Source organism: Nonomuraea sp. NPDC049750 (assembly GCF_040659625.1).
Classification (GTDB): Bacteria; Actinomycetota; Actinomycetes; order Streptosporangiales; family Streptosporangiaceae; genus Nonomuraea.
Genome location: NZ_JBFANB010000058.1, coordinates 1 through 16,110, shown reverse-complemented (window position 1 = coordinate 16,110; position 16,110 = coordinate 1). Strand labels below are relative to the sequence as shown.

The window sequence follows — 16,110 nt, the reverse complement described above, 5'->3', positions numbered from 1 at the left end:
TCCTCTGCTATCGAATCGGTTCGAGCGAAAGGAGGGCCCGCCTCTCGTCCCCGAGAGTGAGGCGCCGAGGGTGCGTCGCCGGACGGTGTCAGGCGCGGGTCCACTTCTGATTGGTGCCGCCGGTGCAGGTCCAGATGCGCGCCTTGGTGCCGTTGGCGGTGCCGCTGACGTCCAGGCACTTGTTCGCGCCGACCGCGGTGATGGTGCCGTCGGTGTTGAGGCGCCATTTCTGGTTGTTCTGCCCGTTGCAGTCCCAGATGATCACACTGGTGCCGTCCGCGGTGCCGGCCCCGTTCACGTCCAGGCACTTGCCGCCGTAGACCCGCAGCTCACCGCTCGCGGTCGCCGTCCACTGCTGGTTGGCCTGGCCGTTGCAGTCCCAGATCTGCGCCTGCGCGCCGTTCGCCTGCGAGGCTCCGCTGACGTCCAGGCACCGCCCCGACCCCGCACCCTTGAACGCACTCGCGCCCCCCGAAGGCTGACCCTGGGGACCGGCGGACGCCATCACCGCCTGGGCACCCGCCGGCCAGGCGCCGTTGGCGACGGTGACGTTGTTGTTCACCACATTGCCGCGGTCGCCGTTGGTCACGTTGGTGCTGCCGTTGGTCGACCAGTTGCCGGTGACGGTGAAGTTCCCCATGTTCTCGCCGCCCCAGTAGTTGGCGGTTGCCCAGGTGCCGGTGTTCGAGAGCACGTTGCCGTTGACGGTGTAGTACTTGGAGCCTTCGTCGAAGTAGATCCCGAACCAGCCGTTGGTCCGGAGGCAGTGGTTGCCGCTGATCACCGCGTTCGGGTTCCACGACAGCGTGTAGATACAGCCCCCATCGGTCATCTGCTGCATGACGTCATGCACATAGTTGCCGATGAGCTTGTTGCCGGACGCGGTGGTGGGCGTGGTGTAACGCGGCTGGTAGTTGTACAGGCCGCGGTTGGCGTACTGGTTGCTGCCGCCCGGCTCGTTGGCGCCCCAGCCGTACCCGATCGACATGCCGGTGTACGGCAGGTTGTAGACCTCGTTGTGCGACACGTCGGTGCCGGTGACGTAGGTGGTCAGGACCGAGACGATGCCGCGGTGGTCCAGGCCGAGGTCGTGGATGCGGTTGTTGCTGACGGTGATGTTCCGGTTGACCATCCGCTGGTCACCGGGGTGGTGCGCGTCGGCGCGCACGCCGCCGGCCACGATGCCGCCGGCCGAGCTCTGGGCGATCTCGGACCGGGTGACCGTGATGTCGGCGGCGCCCAGGCCGACACCGCTGGCATGCGCGTTGGCGTCGTTGCCGATGCCCACGGCCGTCTGACCGAGGTTGACGAACCGGGAGTCGGTGAAGGTGATGTTGTTGGCCGCGGACACCTGTACGGCGGCCGGCATCTGGTACCAGTTCGGCCGCGCGGCCTCGAACTGCTGGCAGCCCTCCTGGCAGGAGGTCAGCCTGTCGGCGGGCCAGTTCCAGTTACCCGCGATGTAGGCGCCGGTCTGCTGGTCCGCGTAGCCCTGGTTGCCGCTGGGCCCGAGCCAGGTCGTCCCGCTGAACGTGATCCCGCTGAACGTGATGTGGTGCGCGGGCGCGTCGTAGGTGCCTCCGACGTTCACCAGGGACTGGAGAATCGGCAGCTCGACGCTGACATTGCTCATGTTCTGCCCGGCAACCGGGATGTAGTACAGGACGCCGGTGCCGGGGTTGATGTACCACTCCCCCGGTGCGTCCAGGAACTCGTAGGCGTTCTCCAGGTACAGCGGACCCGCCCGGTGCGGCTGCGTGAAGGTGTCGTACCCGAAGGTGTTGTTGTTCCAGCCGGGCTGCTGCATCGTGATGAAGTTCCCGCTGATGCTCTGCACCGTCACATACCGGTCCGTGAACGAGCCCACGCTCTCCATCTCGACCCGGTTCTGGTTGGCCAGGTTGTTCAGATAGTTCAGCGCGCTGTTGCCGAACCTCAGGCCGGTGCTGCTCGCGGTGAAGTCCGACCGGTTCACGGCCGTACGCGCCCGCGTGGCGAGGGCGCCGTTGACGTACAGCTGCCGGGTGTCGATCCCGGCGCCGACGTCGGCGCGCCAGATGTTCTTCCCCGAGTCGGCCACGGTCCATCCGGTGACCGCCCTGGCTCCGCTGATGACGGGATGGGCGCCCGCCGCAGCCTGCCATTTGACGGAGTAGCCGTTGTTCCCGGAATCGGCGGCGGCCAGCCGGAGCGGCGCGGAGAGCCGGTACACCCCGTCGGCCAGTTCCACGACGATGTCACCGGACATCGCGCCGTTCAGCGAACGTACCGCCGCCTGCGCCGCGGCCGGCGAGCACGGCTGGGCGGACGTGCAGGCGGTGCCGGTGCCGGCGGGTGACGCGTACAGGGTCGTGGTGGCCGCCAGGGCTGGGGTGGCGGGGGCGATGAGGGCGAAGGCCGCGGCCAGCGCCGCGGCGACGATGCCGATCAGAGCCGGTCTCAGTGCCGTGACGGGCGAAGGTGACTGCACAGTTGTTCCTTTGGGGGGTACGGGTGTGGCCAGGTCACGCCCTGCTGCTCAGGCAGGTGACACCCTTCTGAGGGTCCTCGCCTCTAATTACGTTGTGAGTAGCGATAGCCGTCAAGACCTTAAGCCCGCTTATTTCACCATTTGCACACCTAGCGCCTGGCCATAGTTAGCCGCATTTCTTCTTTACCAGCGGTAATGCCAGCCATCGCGGTTACCCGCGCCGATCGTCCTCGTATGAACCGTTCATATGTGTCGTACTCATCGGCAATACCTCTGAGCTTGGGAGGAACCCACATCAGTCATACTTTGCAGGGAACGGCGAGGAGGAAGCACGGTGACCGACACCCCGCGCGAGAGCGGATACCGGCCGGGCTACGAGGTGGCCGCCGAGCAGGTACTTGAATACATCGTCCGGCTCGGCCTGCGCCCGGGCGACCGCATGCCGACCGAGATCGAGCTGGCCGGGCAACTGGGCACCAGCCGCACCGTGGTGCGCGAGGCCGTGAAGATACTCTCCGCGCTCGGCCGGGTACGCGCCCAGAAGGGCCGCGGCCTGTACGTGGCCGACGACGAGGGGATGTTCGGCACCGGGCGCTGGGCCTCCTTCTTCCTCCCGACCGACCTCGACCACGTCTACATGCTGTTCGAGTTCCGCAGGGCGCAGGAGATGGAGACCAGCAGGCTGGCCGCCCGCCGCGCCACTCCGGCGGAGCTGAGGGCCATCGAGGAGGCGGCCGGCGTGTGCCGCCACGGCTTCGAGACCGGCCAAGAAGACCTGTTCAACAAGGGCGACGACACCTTTCACACCGCCATCGCCACGGCCTCGCACAACATGTTCCTCCAGGTGGCGGTGCGGGAGGCGCGCAGGCTGCAGGCGCAGTCCAACCTCATCGGGCTGCGCGGCTCGGTGGGCGGGCATGCCGCCAAGGCCGTCGAGGAGCACGACGCCATCTACCAGGCCATCCGCGCCGGCGACCCGGAAGCGGCCGCCCAGGCCGCGGCCACGCACATCGACAACACCCTCGACGACTACCGGAGAGAGATCCAGCAGCGCCTCTTCTCCTCCCAGTGATCCGGCCCTCCGAACCGGTTCGCCCCGCTGGGAACTGACGAGACCTGATCAGCCGGGCCGACGGCGGATGAACGTTTCATCGAGCCCGGCTATGAGCGTGGCCGATGAGTGCCGCCGGGCAGGGGTTCCGGCAGGCAGCCGGACAGGACCGAGCCTTGACACGCCGTCCGCCCGTCGTATGTGCTTCGCCGTACACCGCTGTCTCCCCCTCCTCAGTTGATCAGTACGTTGGCGAATCGATTCGCACCGGTCTCCGAGCGCGGCTGTCTCCGTCTCGCCCTACCTCCAAGGAGTACGACAATGCAGCCTTCATCCGTTCCCTTACCGGGCCGTGTGAGGCGTTCTCGGGCGGCCGTCGTCGCAGCCGTGGTGGCGGCGCTGGCAACGCTCCTGGCCACCGCCCTGACCTGGTCGGCACCGGCCTCGGCAGCGACGACGCCGCTGGTGGGCGTGGGCTCGGGGCGTTGCCTGGATGTCAGCGCCTCGCAGACGAACGGCGCGCAGGCGCAGATCTGGGACTGCAACGGCCAGTCCAACCAGCAGTGGACCTCGACCGCCGCGGGTGAGCTGCGGGTGTACGGCACCAAGTGCCTGGACGTTTACGGCGCCGGCACCGCCGACGGCACCAGCGTGATCATCTGGGACTGCAACGGACAGAACAACCAGAAATGGCGCCTCAACGCCGACGGCACCATCACCGCGGTCGGCGCGAACAAGTGCCTGGACGTCTCCGGGAACGGCACCGCCAACGGCACCAAGGTGCAGATCTGGACATGCCACGGCGGCACCAACCAGAAATGGACCACCGGAGCCGAGCCCACCCCGACGCCGACCCCGACCCCGCAGCCGCCCGGTGCGCGCCCGTGCGACATCTACGCCTCCGGCGGCACGCCGTGCGTGGCCGCGCACAGCACGACACGGGCGCTCTACGGCTCCTACAACGGCAGCCTGTACCAGGTCAGGCGCTCCTCCGACAACACGACCAGGAACATCGGCGTGCTGACCGCGGGCGGTGTCGCCGACGCAGCGGCCCAGGACTCGTTCTGCACCGGCACCACGTGCGTCATGACCGTCGTGTACGACCAGTCCGGGCGGGGCAACGACCTGTGGTACCAAGGATCCAGCGTGGTCCCCGGCTCCCCTCAGAGCAGGCCCGCGATCGCGACCACCGAGTCGCTCACCGTCGGCGGCGGCAAGGCGTACTCGCTCTACATCAATCCCGGCAACAGCTACTGGCGTGACGGCCATCTGACCGGCGTGCCCACGGGGACCGCGCCCGAGGGCATGTACATGGTGACCAGCGGCACCCACGTCAACGGCGGCTGCTGCTTCGACTACGGCAACAGCGAGACGACCAGGAAGGCCGACGCCGCCGGCGCGATGGACGCCATCAACTTCAGCACCCAGTGCTGGTTCGGCGGCTGTTCCGGGGGCGGCCCCTGGGTCCAGGCCGACCTGGAATGGGGTCTGTACCCAGGCGGCAGCCAGTCGTGGAACCCCAACCAGCGGGCCCTCCCCCACAAGTTCGTCACCGCCACGCTGAAGAACAACGGCACCAGCCGGTTCGCCATCAAGGGCGGCAACGCGCAGTCCGGCAGTCTGTACACCCTGTACGACGGCCAGCTGCCCAACGGCTACAACCCGATGAAGAAGCAGGGGGCCATCATCTTGGGCAGCGGCGGCGACTGCTGCAAGCCCGATGGCGGCGCCAATCTCAGCGCCGGAACCTTCTACGAAGGAGCCATGGTCGCCGGCTATCCCACCGACGCCACCGAGAACGCCGTCCAGACCAACGTCAGCGCCGCCGGCTACCGCTGACCCGGTCTCACGAACCTTCGGCGAACCCGGACGCCTCCCCCTGCTCGACCCAGCAGGGGGAGGCGGTGACCGGCACCCGGCGAGGGGCACCTGGCACTAGGCCTGATGGAAGCCGCCGGTGACCTCCAGCAGCCGTCGTCCGGCGTGCTCCGGCCGGATGTTGGGGCCTTCCGCGGCCCTGGCGTCCGGTCGGCGGGTGAACGCGTTGATCGCGTTCTGGTCGATCGTGATGCCGAGACCCGGCGCGTCTCCGAGGATGAAGGCGCCGTCCTCGATGTACAGGTCGAGCGACATCCCGACCGGCGGGTGCAGATCCTGCAGCTCGCTGGCCAGGTGGTTCGGCACCGACGTCGCGGCGTGCAGCAGCCCGACCGGCGTGGTGCCGATCGGGCTGACCGGCAGGTCATGGGCGTGCGCCAGGGCGGACACCCGGAGGAAGTGGGTCACCCCCCAGACCGCGGCCGTCTGTACGATGTCGACCGCCCCCGTGGCCAACAGCGGACGGAACTGCTCGAGCCCGGTCAGGTTCTCCCCGGTGGCGACGGAGGCGCGGATCCCGTTGCCGACGACGGCCAGGCCTTCGGCGTCCCACCGCCGTACCGGCTCTTCGATCCAGGTGAGATCCAGGGTGCGTTCGAGCTCGCAGACGTGCCGGACCGCCTGCTTGCGGGTCCAGGCCTCGTTCACGTCGAGCATCAGGCCCGGCCGCGATCCGTGCCTCGCCTCGGTCAGGACGTCCCGTACCAGTGTCAGGCGGTGCCGGTCGCGCTCGATGTCGAGGCCGCCCTTGAGCTTGGCCGCCCGCAGGCCGTGCTGGGCGTAGACCTGGTACGCCGAGACGAGTTCGTCGTCGGTCAGGCCGATGTCGAGGCCCGACGCGTAGGCGGGAACCTGCCGGTCGCGTCCGCCGAGCAGCCGCCAGAGCGGTTCACCGGCCGCCTGTGCCTTGATGTCCCACAGGGCGGTGTCGAGCGCGCCGATCGTGCCGAACACGGCGCCGGCGTGGCCCGCCTTGAACGTCTGCCGCAGCATGCGGTCGTACAGAGCCGTCACGCCGCGCGGGTCCTCCCCCTCGATCGCGGCGAACACGGTGTCGATCTCGACGTGCGGCCCGAGGCCGATGCCGGTGATCCCCTCGTCGGTGTCCACCATGACGACCGGCACCGAGACGACACCGTCGGCGAAGACGCCGTTGGCGTCACCGACAGGACGGCCCCATCTCTGGACCGTCGTCGTGGTCCGATATGCCGTGATGCGCATGTCAGCCTTTCGTGGAACCGGCGGTGACGCCGTCGGCGATCTGCCGCTGGAGGAACAGATAGATCATCAGTACGGGTACCGCGGCGATCAGAACTCCCGAGGCGAAGGTGGGGATGTCGTCGGAATATTGTCCGCGCAGCGCGTTGACCCCGATCATGAGGGTGCGATGCTCGGGCGACGGCATCATCAGCAGGGAGATGAGCACGTCGTTCCAGCAGAACAAGGCGTCGAGGATGCCGACCGACAGCAGCGCCGGAACTCCCAGCGGCAGCATGATCCGCCGGTACACGCCGTACACCGTGTTCCCGTCGATCCTGGCCGCGTCGACGATCTCCACCGGAATGGTCCTGTAGTGGCTCGTCATCAGGAAGACGGTGAACGGCAGGAACTGCGCGACGTAGGCCAGGATCAGCCCCGGATAGGTGTCGATGAGCCCGCTGTCGGCCATGACCCTGGTGAGCGGCACCATGATCACCTGGAAGGGGATGAACAGCCCCGCGAGACAGCCCAGGAAGATCACCGAGGATCCGCGGAAGCGCAGTTGGCTCAGCGCGAAGCCTGCCATCGATCCCAGCAGCAACAACAAGGTCACGGCGAAGGCCACGACGATGAGCGAGTTGACGAAGTAGCGTGCCATTCCCGCGCCGGCCCACGCCTCGGCGAGGTTGTCCCAGCGCAGGGCACCCGCTGGGGAGAACCGGTCGAGGATGTAGTCGCGGCGGGTCTTCATCGCGACGTTGGCGGTGAACACGAGAGGGTAGATCGTCGCCAGCGCGAGACCGGCCATGGAGACAGCGGCCACCCACCTGGCCGGACGCCTGCCGGGCATCAGTCCTGCCTCCCCGCGCGCCGGAGCAGAGTGATCTGCAGGAGCCCCACCACGAGCATGACGACGAAGAGAACCGTCGAGGCGGCCGAGGCGAGCGCCGGCTGGTTCAGCTGTCCCTGCTGGTGCCAGATGTAGAACTCCGGCAGGTAGGTCGAACCCTCCGGGCCTCCGCCGGTCATGACGAAGAGCAGGCCGAACATGGAGGTCAGCATGCCGATCATGGTGGTCACGAAGACGAACTGGATGGTGCGCGTCAGGCTCGGGATGATCACGTGCCAGACGATCTGGCCGACCGAGGCGCCGTCCACGCGGGCGGCGTCCAGCAGCGAGGCGTCCAGGGTGCTGAACCCGGCGAGGAACACCACCAGAGCCATCCCGAACGTCGCCCATATGTGCACGCCGACAACCGTGAACATGGCGATGCCCGGATCGCCGAGCCAGTCGACCGGGCCGACACCGACCGCCCCGAGGACGGCGTTCAACGGGCCGTCGAACCCGAGCATGAGGTTGAAGATCGCACCGACGATCACCGGTGAGAGCACGGCCGGGAAGAAGTAGACGCTGCGGTAGACCCGGTGACCGGGCACCCGCAGATAGATGAAGGTCGCGAGCAGGCCGGGGATCGCCACCGCCACGGGCAGCAGCAGCACCAGCAGCCCGACATTGGCCAGCGAGGTGCGGAACAACGGGTCACCGGCCAGCTCCAGGTAGTTGCCCAGGCCGACAGGTGTTCCGTTGAGCTCTCCGTCACCCGTGAAGGAGAAGTTGACCCCCAGGACCAGCGGCCACAGCCGCAGCACCACGATGATCAGTACGGCCGGGGCCACCAGAACGTAGGGTGCGAGGCGCTCCGCGCGCCCCCTACGGGCGTCCTGGCGGTGTCCCAGCTGCTTGACGGTCGCCCTGTCGGCCCGCCCGGAGCCAGCCGGTCGGACCAACGGCGGCGGACCTCCGATCGGCACCCGGTCAGCCCGTCCGGTCGGAGGCGGCCAACTGCTCCACAGCCTTCTCCACGGTGGTCGAACCACTCAGGAGCTGCTGGGACAGTCTTCCCATCAGGTCCAGAGTCTTTGAGGACAGCGCGACATGCAGGGCGGGCTTGCCGGTCTTGATCTCGGGCACGATCGCGGCGACGGCCGGACCCGCCTGAGAGACGTCGATCGTCGTGTCGGACGCGATCGCGCCGGCCTTGGCGTAGAACGCGGTCAAGGCGTCGGTCGAGGTCAGGGATCGCACCAGATCGGCGGCCAGCTTCGGGTCCTTCGTCCACTTGGCGACGGCGTAGCCGATGCCGCCGTCGTACGGAAGGCTGGGCGTGGCTCCGCCGGTGACGACCGGGGCCGGCATGACGCCGATCTTGTCGGGCGGCAGGAACTCGGCGAAGTCCTTCCAGTGCCCGACGTCCGACATCAGCCCGATGATGTGCGCGGCCTTACCGGTCTCGAAGACTCGGAAGATGTCGGTGAACATCGCGGTGGAGTTGGCACCGTCGTTGTTCAGCCCTTTGTCGCCGGTGTCCTTCCACAGCTGAAAGATCCGCTTCACGTGGGGGGAGGTCCAGTCACGCTTCCCGGCGATCCAGTTGTCGTACTCCTGAGGCGTCAGGATGCCGGAGCCGAGGCCCGACATGAAGAACTGGATGCCGATGCCTTCCTTGTTGCCGAGCGCGAAGCACGCGGCTCCGGTCGCCTTCTTGATGGCGGCGCAGCCGCTGACCAACTCCTCCCAGGTCTTGGGCGGGTTCGCCGGGTCGAGACCGGCCTTCTCGTAGAGCGCCTTGTTGTAGTAGATCGGGTGGCCCTGCAGGGTCACCGGCGCAGCGTAGGTCTTGCCGTCCTTGCTGAAGGCGTCCCAGCCCGCCAACCGGCTCTTGTCCTCGCTCACGTACTGGTCCAGCGGAAGGAGCGCGGCGACCCGATCGCGGAGCTGTCCGCCCCCGTTGAACAGCATGACGTCGGGTCCCTTGCTGGACTGAATGGCCGTGCCGAGCAAGGTGTAGTACTGGTCGAAGGGCTGGGCGACGAACTCGACGGTGACGCCGGGATGCCGCTTGGCGAAGTCGGCCTTCGCCTTCTCGATGTAGGTGGCCGCCGCCGGTTCGCCGGACTTCCAGTCCCACACCACGAGCTTCCGCGACTTGGGCTGCGAGTCTCCGCCGGCCGGGGACTCCGTCCGCGCCGCACTCCCGCAGCCGGCCACGGCCAGTCCCGCGGCAAGCAGGACCGACCACAACGCTCGCTGCTTCATAGCTGTTCACCCTCCGAGAGCGGCCGATACGCCCGGCCGTCCCCGGGAAACATAATTCGTATGACGTATTACGGTCAAGAGGGGACATGTAGACTGATCCAGGCCACGGGAGGGGGATATGACGGCATCGCAGGAAACGGGCAGCGCTGTCCCGGCACCGGCCTGGGCCCAGCGTCCGGCCAGTCTCGCCAAAGCGGTGACCGCCGAGCTGGTGGAGCGCATCGTTCGCGGCGTGCACCCGCCGGGGACGCCGCTGCCCACCGAGCCCGCGCTGTGCGAAGCCTTCTCCGTGAGCCGCACCGTCGTCCGGGAAGCGGTGAAAGTCCTGCAGGAGAAGGGACTGGTACGGGTCCGTCAGGGCTCCGGCACCATGGTGACCCCTCCGGTGATGTGGGACATGCTCGACGAGCTCGTCCTCGCCGCGGCCATCGCCGCGGACGAGAGCCTGGCGATCCTCGACGACCTCGTCGTCACGCGGCGCGTGCTGGAGTCCGACATGGCCAACGTCGCCGCCCGCCTGGCCGGGCCGGACACCATCGAGCAGCTGCGCGCACTGGTGGATCGGATGGACGAGCTCGTGGCCGACCCGGTCACGTACGCCGAAAGCGACCGCGCCTTCCACGACACGATCATGCGGGCGTCGGGAAACCGCATCGCCCGTGGCGTCGTACGGGCGATGGAAAGCCAGGTCATCAACACCGCCCGGTACATGGGCCGGACCGAGCGAGCCCTGTGCGTGGCGTCGAACCTCGGCCACCGCCGCGTCTACGAACGCATCGCCGCCCACGATCCCGCGGGCGCCGCCGAGGCGATGTTCCATCACATCACCGAGGCCTGGATCGTCCGCCGCAGCGGATCGGCCGATCCCGTACGGCTCCTGCGTTAGCACGGGTACGCCCCGCGAGACCGGGCGCGCGGAACGATTCGATTGACCGCCGTGAAAGTTTCATCGCGACGCGCCAGTGGTGGCCATGGCCGCTTCTCCTGGTCAGGCGCCGGAGCGACGGGGTCATCTCAGACGCAGACCCTCAATGTCGTGAAGGCCGAGCCTTGACAGGTCTTGTCACGGTCCTATTTGCTCCGCTGCATCATCGCCTCCAGCCGCCAGGAAGAAAGGAGGTCCCATTACGGAGGCGTTGAGTGAGCGCTAACACCCTCACTTCCGGAAAATTCCGGAAAAGGCGGTAGAAGTGGCTTCCCTTTTACGTTGTCCTGCCAAAAAAAGGGAAAGGAATTTCCGTGATGTCGAGGCTTAGATACCTCCTCACCGCTATCGCTTCCGCTGTACTGCTCGTCGTCCTGGCCACGGTGCATACGGCGCTGGGCGACAGCGCGTCCCCGCCTCTCGCACAGCAGAGCGCCCTAGCGGGCACCGCTGGATGCGGCAAGGCCCCGACGCTGAGAAGCGGTACTCAGTCGATTACCACCAGCGGGAAAAATCGCAGCTATATCCTGAGAATTCCAGACAACTACAACAACACAACCCCTTACCGATTAATCTTCGGATTCCACTGGAATGGCGGCACCGCCAACGATGTCGACGGGGGCGGAACCAGTGGGTACCCCTGGTCCTATTACGGGCTCAGGGCATTGTCGAACAACACCGCGATCTTCGTCGCGCCCCAGGGCTTCAACAACGGCTGGGCCAACTCGGGCGGCGAGGACATCACCTTCGTCGACGACATGATCCGCCGTATCGAGGCGGACCTCTGTGTGGACACCTCCCAGCGCTTCGCCATGGGCTTCAGCTACGGCGGTGGCATGAGCTACTCGCTCGCGTGCAGCAGGGCGACGGTCTTCCGCGCCGTGGCGGTCTACTCCGGCGGGCAGCTCAGCGGGTGCAGCGGCGGCAACGAGCCCATCGCGTACATCGGGCTGCACGGCCTCAGGGATCCGGTGCTCAACATCTCCACGGGCCGGTCGCTACGTGACAGGTTCGTCAGGAACAACGGCTGCACCCCCCAGAACCCGCCGGAGCCGGCGCAAGGCAGCCTTACGCACATCGTCACCAACTACTCGGGGTGCCGGGCCGGGTATCCGGTCGCATGGGCGGCGTTCGACGCCGGCCATACCCCCGGTCCCGTGGACGGCAAGCCCGGCGACTTGGAGCCCGGCGAGAAGTCCTGGACCAGGCCAGTGGTGTGGAACTTCTTCGCACAGTTCGGAGGCAGCGACCCGAATCCGACGCCGACGCCGACAGTTGATCCGCCGACGACAGGCGCGTTCAAGGGTGTGGGGTCGGGGCGGTGCCTGGACGTCAGCGGAGCCTCGCAGGCCAACGGCGCGCAGGCGCAGATCTGGGACTGCAACGGGCAGGCCAACCAGCAGTGGGCTGCCACCAGTTCCGGTGAGCTGCGGGTCTACGGCGGCAAGTGCCTGGACGTGAACGGGGCCGGGACGGCGGACGGCACCGCGGTGATCATCTGGGACTGCAATGGGCAGAGCAACCAGAAGTGGCGCCCCAACGCCGACGGGAGCATCACGGCGGTGGGGGCGAACAAGTGCCTGGACGTGTCCGGGTACGGCACCGCCAACGGCACCAAGGTGCAGATCTGGACCTGCACCGGCGCCACCAACCAGCAATGGACCCGCGTCTGACAACCCGTGACGGCTGACCACGCGCCATCGCCGGGACGAGTCATCGCCCCGGCGATGGCCACGAGCACACAGGCACGTACGCGGTGCAGGGCTCGTGCTCGTAACCGACGGAGGCCGACCGCCCGCGAAACCCCCATGGGCTTGGAGAACCGAGATGTCTGATTTATCGCGAAGACAAGTGCTGAGATTCGGCGCGGCTGGAGCCGGAGCCGCGCTGCTGCCGTTGCAATGGACGGCCGCGGCCCGGGCCGGGTCGGTAGCGCCTCCGGAGGTGCGCGCCGCGAACGACCTGGCGCTCTGGTACGACAAGAGCGCCGGCACGGAGTGGCTGCGTGCGCTTCCGATCGGAAACGGCCGCCTGGGCGCCATGGTGTTCGGCAACGTCGACACCGAGCGGCTGCAGCTCAACGAGGACACCATCTGGGCCGGCGGGCCGTACGACCAGAGCAACACGAAGGGTGCGGGGGCGCTGGGGCAGATCCGGCAGCTCGTCTTCCAGAACCAGTGGAGCCAGGCCCAGAGCCTCGTCGACCAGAACATGCTGGGCAACCCCGCCGGGCAGCTCGCCTACCAGCCCGTCGGCAACCTCCGGCTCACCTTCGGCAGCGCCTCCGGGGCCTCGGAGTATAACCGTCTCCTCGACCTGACCACGGCCACCACGACGGTGACGTACCTGCAGAACGGCGTACGGTACAAGCGCGAAGTCCTCGCCAGCGCGCCCGACCAGGCGATCGCCATGCGCCTGACCGCCGACAAGCCAGGCTCGATCACGTTCTCCGCGACGTTCGACAGCCCGCAGCGGACGACACGCTCCAGCCCGGACGGCACGACAGTGGCGCTCGACGGGATCTCCGGCGACCAGCGGGGCATCGCGGGCAAGGTGAAGTTCCTGGCGCTGGCCCGGGCGGTCGCCACAGGCGGCAGCGTCAGCAGCTCCGGCGGCACGCTCCAGGTGCGAGCCGCCGACAGCGTGACAGTGCTGATCTCCATCGGCTCCAGTTACGTGAACTACACAAATGTCAGCGGGGACTACCAGGGCATCGCCCGGCGCCACCTGGACGCCGCCGACGACAGGACCTACGACGACCTGCGTTCCCGGCATGTCGCCGACTACCAGCGGCTGTTCGGGCGGACGACGCTCGACCTCGGCCGCACGTCGGCGGCCGACCAGCCGACCGACGTCCGGATCGCGCAGCACGCGAGCACCAACGACCCGCAGTTCTCCGCGCTGCTGTTCCAGTACGGCCGCTACCTGCTGATCTCATCGTCGCGTCCGGGCACCCAGCCGGCCAACCTGCAAGGCATCTGGAACGACTCACTCACCCCATCGTGGGACTCCAAGTACACGCTCAACGCCAACCTGCCGATGAACTACTGGCCGACCGACACGACGAACCTGCCGGAGTGCTACGAACCGGTGTTCAAGATGATCAACGACCTCACGGTCACCGGCGCCCGTACCGCCCGGGTGGAGTACAACGCCGGCGGCTGGGTGACCCACCACAACACCGACGGCTGGCGGGCCTCGTCGGTCGTCGACTTCGCCGCGGCGGGCATGTGGCAGACCGGCGGCGCGTGGCTGTCGACCATGATCTGGGATCACTACCTGTTCACCGGCGACCTCGATTTCCTGCGGCAGTACTACCCGGCCATGAAGGGGGCCGCGCAGTTCTTCCTGGAGACCCTCGTGCAGGAGCCGAGCCTGGGTTACCTGGTCACGAACCCATCGAACTCCCCCGAACTCAACCACCACGCGGGCGTCAGCATCTGCGCCGGACCCACGATGGACAACCAGATCCTGCGTGACCTGTTCAACGGCTGTGCCAACGCCGCCCAGGCACTCAACGTCGACGCCGACTTCCGTACGCGGGTCCTGGCCGCCCGGGACCGGCTCGCGCCGATGAAGGTGGGCTCGCGCGGCAACATCCAGGAGTGGCTGTACGACTGGGTCGAGACCGAGCAGAACCACCGGCACATCTCCCACCTCTACGGCCTGCACCCCAGCAACCAGATCACCAAGCGCGGCACCCCCGCGCTGTACACCGCCGCGCGGCGGACCCTCGAACTGCGCGGTGACGACGGTACGGGCTGGTCGCTGGCCTGGAAGATCAACTACTGGGCGCGGATGGAAGAGGGCACGCGGGCGCACGACCTGATCCGCGCTCTCGTGACGACGGCCCGGCTCGCGCCGAACATGTTCGACCTGCACCCGCCGTTCCAGATCGACGGTAACTTCGGCGCGACGTCCGGCATCGCCGAGATGCTGCTGCAGAGCCACAACGGCGAGCTGCACGTGCTGCCCGCGCTGCCGTCGGCCTGGCCGAGCGGGAAGGTCCAGGGTCTTCGGGGACGCGGCGGCTACACCGTGGACGCGACGTGGAGCTCCGGGGGGGCCACCGAGATCCTCATCAGGTTCGACCGTGACGGGACGGTCAACGTGCGCTGCCGGATCTTCGCCGGTACCTACCAGGTGGTCGACACCACGACCGGCGACACCGTCAGCGTCGCCAAACCCGAGAACGACGTCATCAGATTGACCGGCCAGGCCGGTCGTACGTACCGCGTGACCGGGTCCGGCCCCGTGCCGCCGAGCTACGTGCGGATCACCAACGCGACCACCGGCCTGGCGCTGGACAGTGGCGGAAATGTCGCCTCCGGGGCGAACCTCAAGCAGTGGAACTGGGACGGCAGCACCAACCTGCAGTGGCAGCTCGTGGACCTGGGCGGCGGGTGGTACCGCATCGTCAACCGGGCCAACGGCATGGTCGCCGACAGCTTCGGCAACACCGCCAACGGAGCCAACGCCAGGCAGGCGGCGTGGGACGGCGGCAACAACCAGCAGTGGCGCCTCAACAGCACGGGCAATGGCCGCAACCAGATCATCAACCGCGGCACCGGCACGGCCCTCGACGGCATGGGCAACAGCACAGCCGGCTCCACCGTGGGCATGTGGACGCCGAACAACAGCACCAACAACCAATGGACCATCACGGGCGGGTGAACCCGACGACGCTCGCAGACCGTCGCGCGCGCTTCGCCGCAACCGGCCACCGGTTGCGGCGAAGCCATGGGCCTACCGACGCGGCTTCAGGAACGTCCGTTCCAGGTCCACTTCTGGTTGTTGCCGCCCGAGCAGGAGTACAGCTGGATCTGGGTGCCGTTGCCGGTGCCCGCGCCGACGGCGTCCAGGCACAGCCCCGACTGCACGCCGACGATGGTCCCGTCGGAGTTGACGCGCCACTTCTGGTTGTCGCCGCCCCAGCAGCTGTAAATCTGCACCTTCGCGCCGTTCCCGGTGCCGGCGGCATCCAGGCACTTGTTGCCGTACACCTTGACCTCACCCGCGGAGGTCGAGCTCCACTGCTGGTTGGACTGGCCGTTGCAGTCCCACAACTGCACCTGAGTGCCATCCGTGGTGGTGGCGTTGGGCACGTCCAGGCAGCGACCGGAGGCCACACCCCTGATCTGACCATTGTCGCCGGGCGGCGTCGGAGTCGGAGTGGGCGTGGGGCCGGGGTTGGCGGCGTTGAGGGCGTTGAGGACCGCGTCGTAGGCGGGCTTCTTGTTGCCGCCGTTGAACAGCAGCGGGGTGTCACCGGACCGCCAGGAGTCCTGGTCGCGTACTCCCCACACCGTGATGCCGGCGCAACGGGCCACCGCCAGGCAGTCGTTGACCACGGCGGCGTAGGTCTGCGGAGAGGCGCCCTGGATGTCCAGCTCAGTGATCTGCACGTCCACCCCGAGGGCGGCGAAGCTGGAGATGGTGGTGCGGTAGTTGCTGTTGTACGGGCTGCCGCTGTTGAAGTGCGACTGCAG

At 67.7% G+C, this 16,110-nt stretch carries 11 protein-coding genes; 5 read left to right on the top strand and 6 right to left on the bottom strand.

The features are described from left to right. Nucleotides 1–88: 88 nt before the first annotated feature. Nucleotides 89–2,470, bottom strand: coding sequence for an RICIN domain-containing protein (locus tag AB0J16_RS58235; RefSeq protein WP_358557609.1), 2,382 nt, complete (start codon nucleotides 2,468–2,470; stop codon nucleotides 89–91). Between the two features lie 334 nt (nucleotides 2,471–2,804). Between AB0J16_RS58235 and AB0J16_RS58230 the strand changes: the two genes are divergently transcribed. Further along, nucleotides 2,805–3,542, top strand: a complete 738-nt coding sequence (locus AB0J16_RS58230; protein WP_358557606.1) for a FadR/GntR family transcriptional regulator — start codon at nucleotides 2,805–2,807, stop codon at nucleotides 3,540–3,542. A gap of 333 nt (nucleotides 3,543–3,875) precedes the next feature. Continuing rightward, nucleotides 3,876–5,360, top strand: a complete 1,485-nt coding sequence (locus AB0J16_RS58225; protein ID WP_358557603.1) for an arabinofuranosidase catalytic domain-containing protein — start codon at nucleotides 3,876–3,878, stop codon at nucleotides 5,358–5,360. 96 nt (nucleotides 5,361–5,456) lie between these two features. Here AB0J16_RS58225 and AB0J16_RS58220 read toward each other — a convergent pair whose 3' ends face one another. Genes AB0J16_RS58220 through AB0J16_RS58205 form a run of 4 tightly spaced genes read right to left on the bottom strand, consistent with a single transcriptional unit; the run spans nucleotide 5,457 to nucleotide 9,696 of the window. Next, nucleotides 5,457–6,620: a mandelate racemase/muconate lactonizing enzyme family protein gene (locus tag AB0J16_RS58220; protein WP_358557600.1), complete on the bottom strand. Its 1,164-nt coding sequence runs from the start codon at nucleotides 6,618–6,620 to the stop codon at nucleotides 5,457–5,459. Nucleotide 6,621: 1 nt separating this feature from the next. After that, complete coding sequence (locus AB0J16_RS58215) at nucleotides 6,622–7,449, bottom strand: carbohydrate ABC transporter permease (RefSeq protein WP_358557598.1); 828 nt, start codon at nucleotides 7,447–7,449, stop codon at nucleotides 6,622–6,624. Continuing rightward, nucleotides 7,449–8,387 (bottom strand): sugar ABC transporter permease, encoded by a 939-nt coding sequence (locus AB0J16_RS58210; RefSeq protein WP_358557595.1) that lies wholly within the window; start codon nucleotides 8,385–8,387, stop codon nucleotides 7,449–7,451. Before AB0J16_RS58210 ends, AB0J16_RS58215 begins: the two co-directional genes overlap by 1 nt. A 28-nt stretch (nucleotides 8,388–8,415) precedes the next feature. Beyond that, nucleotides 8,416–9,696, bottom strand: coding sequence for an extracellular solute-binding protein (locus AB0J16_RS58205; protein ID WP_358557592.1), 1,281 nt, complete (start codon nucleotides 9,694–9,696; stop codon nucleotides 8,416–8,418). Between the two features lie 118 nt (nucleotides 9,697–9,814). Between AB0J16_RS58205 and AB0J16_RS58200 the strand changes: the two genes are divergently transcribed. From AB0J16_RS58200 to AB0J16_RS58190, 3 genes are all read left to right on the top strand, one after another. Continuing rightward, nucleotides 9,815–10,582, top strand: coding sequence for a FadR/GntR family transcriptional regulator (locus AB0J16_RS58200; protein WP_358557589.1), 768 nt, complete (start codon nucleotides 9,815–9,817; stop codon nucleotides 10,580–10,582). Between the two features lie 704 nt (nucleotides 10,583–11,286). Next, the gene (locus AB0J16_RS58195) at nucleotides 11,287–12,294 is read left to right on the top strand and encodes a lectin (RefSeq protein ID WP_358557586.1); all 1,008 of its coding nucleotides are present in this window, start codon (nucleotides 11,287–11,289) and stop codon (nucleotides 12,292–12,294) included. 178 nt (nucleotides 12,295–12,472) lie between these two features. Further along, entirely contained in the window at nucleotides 12,473–15,295 is a 2,823-nt protein-coding gene (locus tag AB0J16_RS58190) for a glycoside hydrolase N-terminal domain-containing protein (protein ID WP_358557583.1), read from the top strand. Between the two features lie 86 nt (nucleotides 15,296–15,381). Here the strand turns inward: AB0J16_RS58190 and AB0J16_RS58185 are convergent. Continuing rightward, nucleotides 15,382–16,110 (bottom strand): ricin-type beta-trefoil lectin domain protein (locus AB0J16_RS58185; protein ID WP_358557580.1); only part of this gene is annotated, 729 nt, incomplete at its 5' end.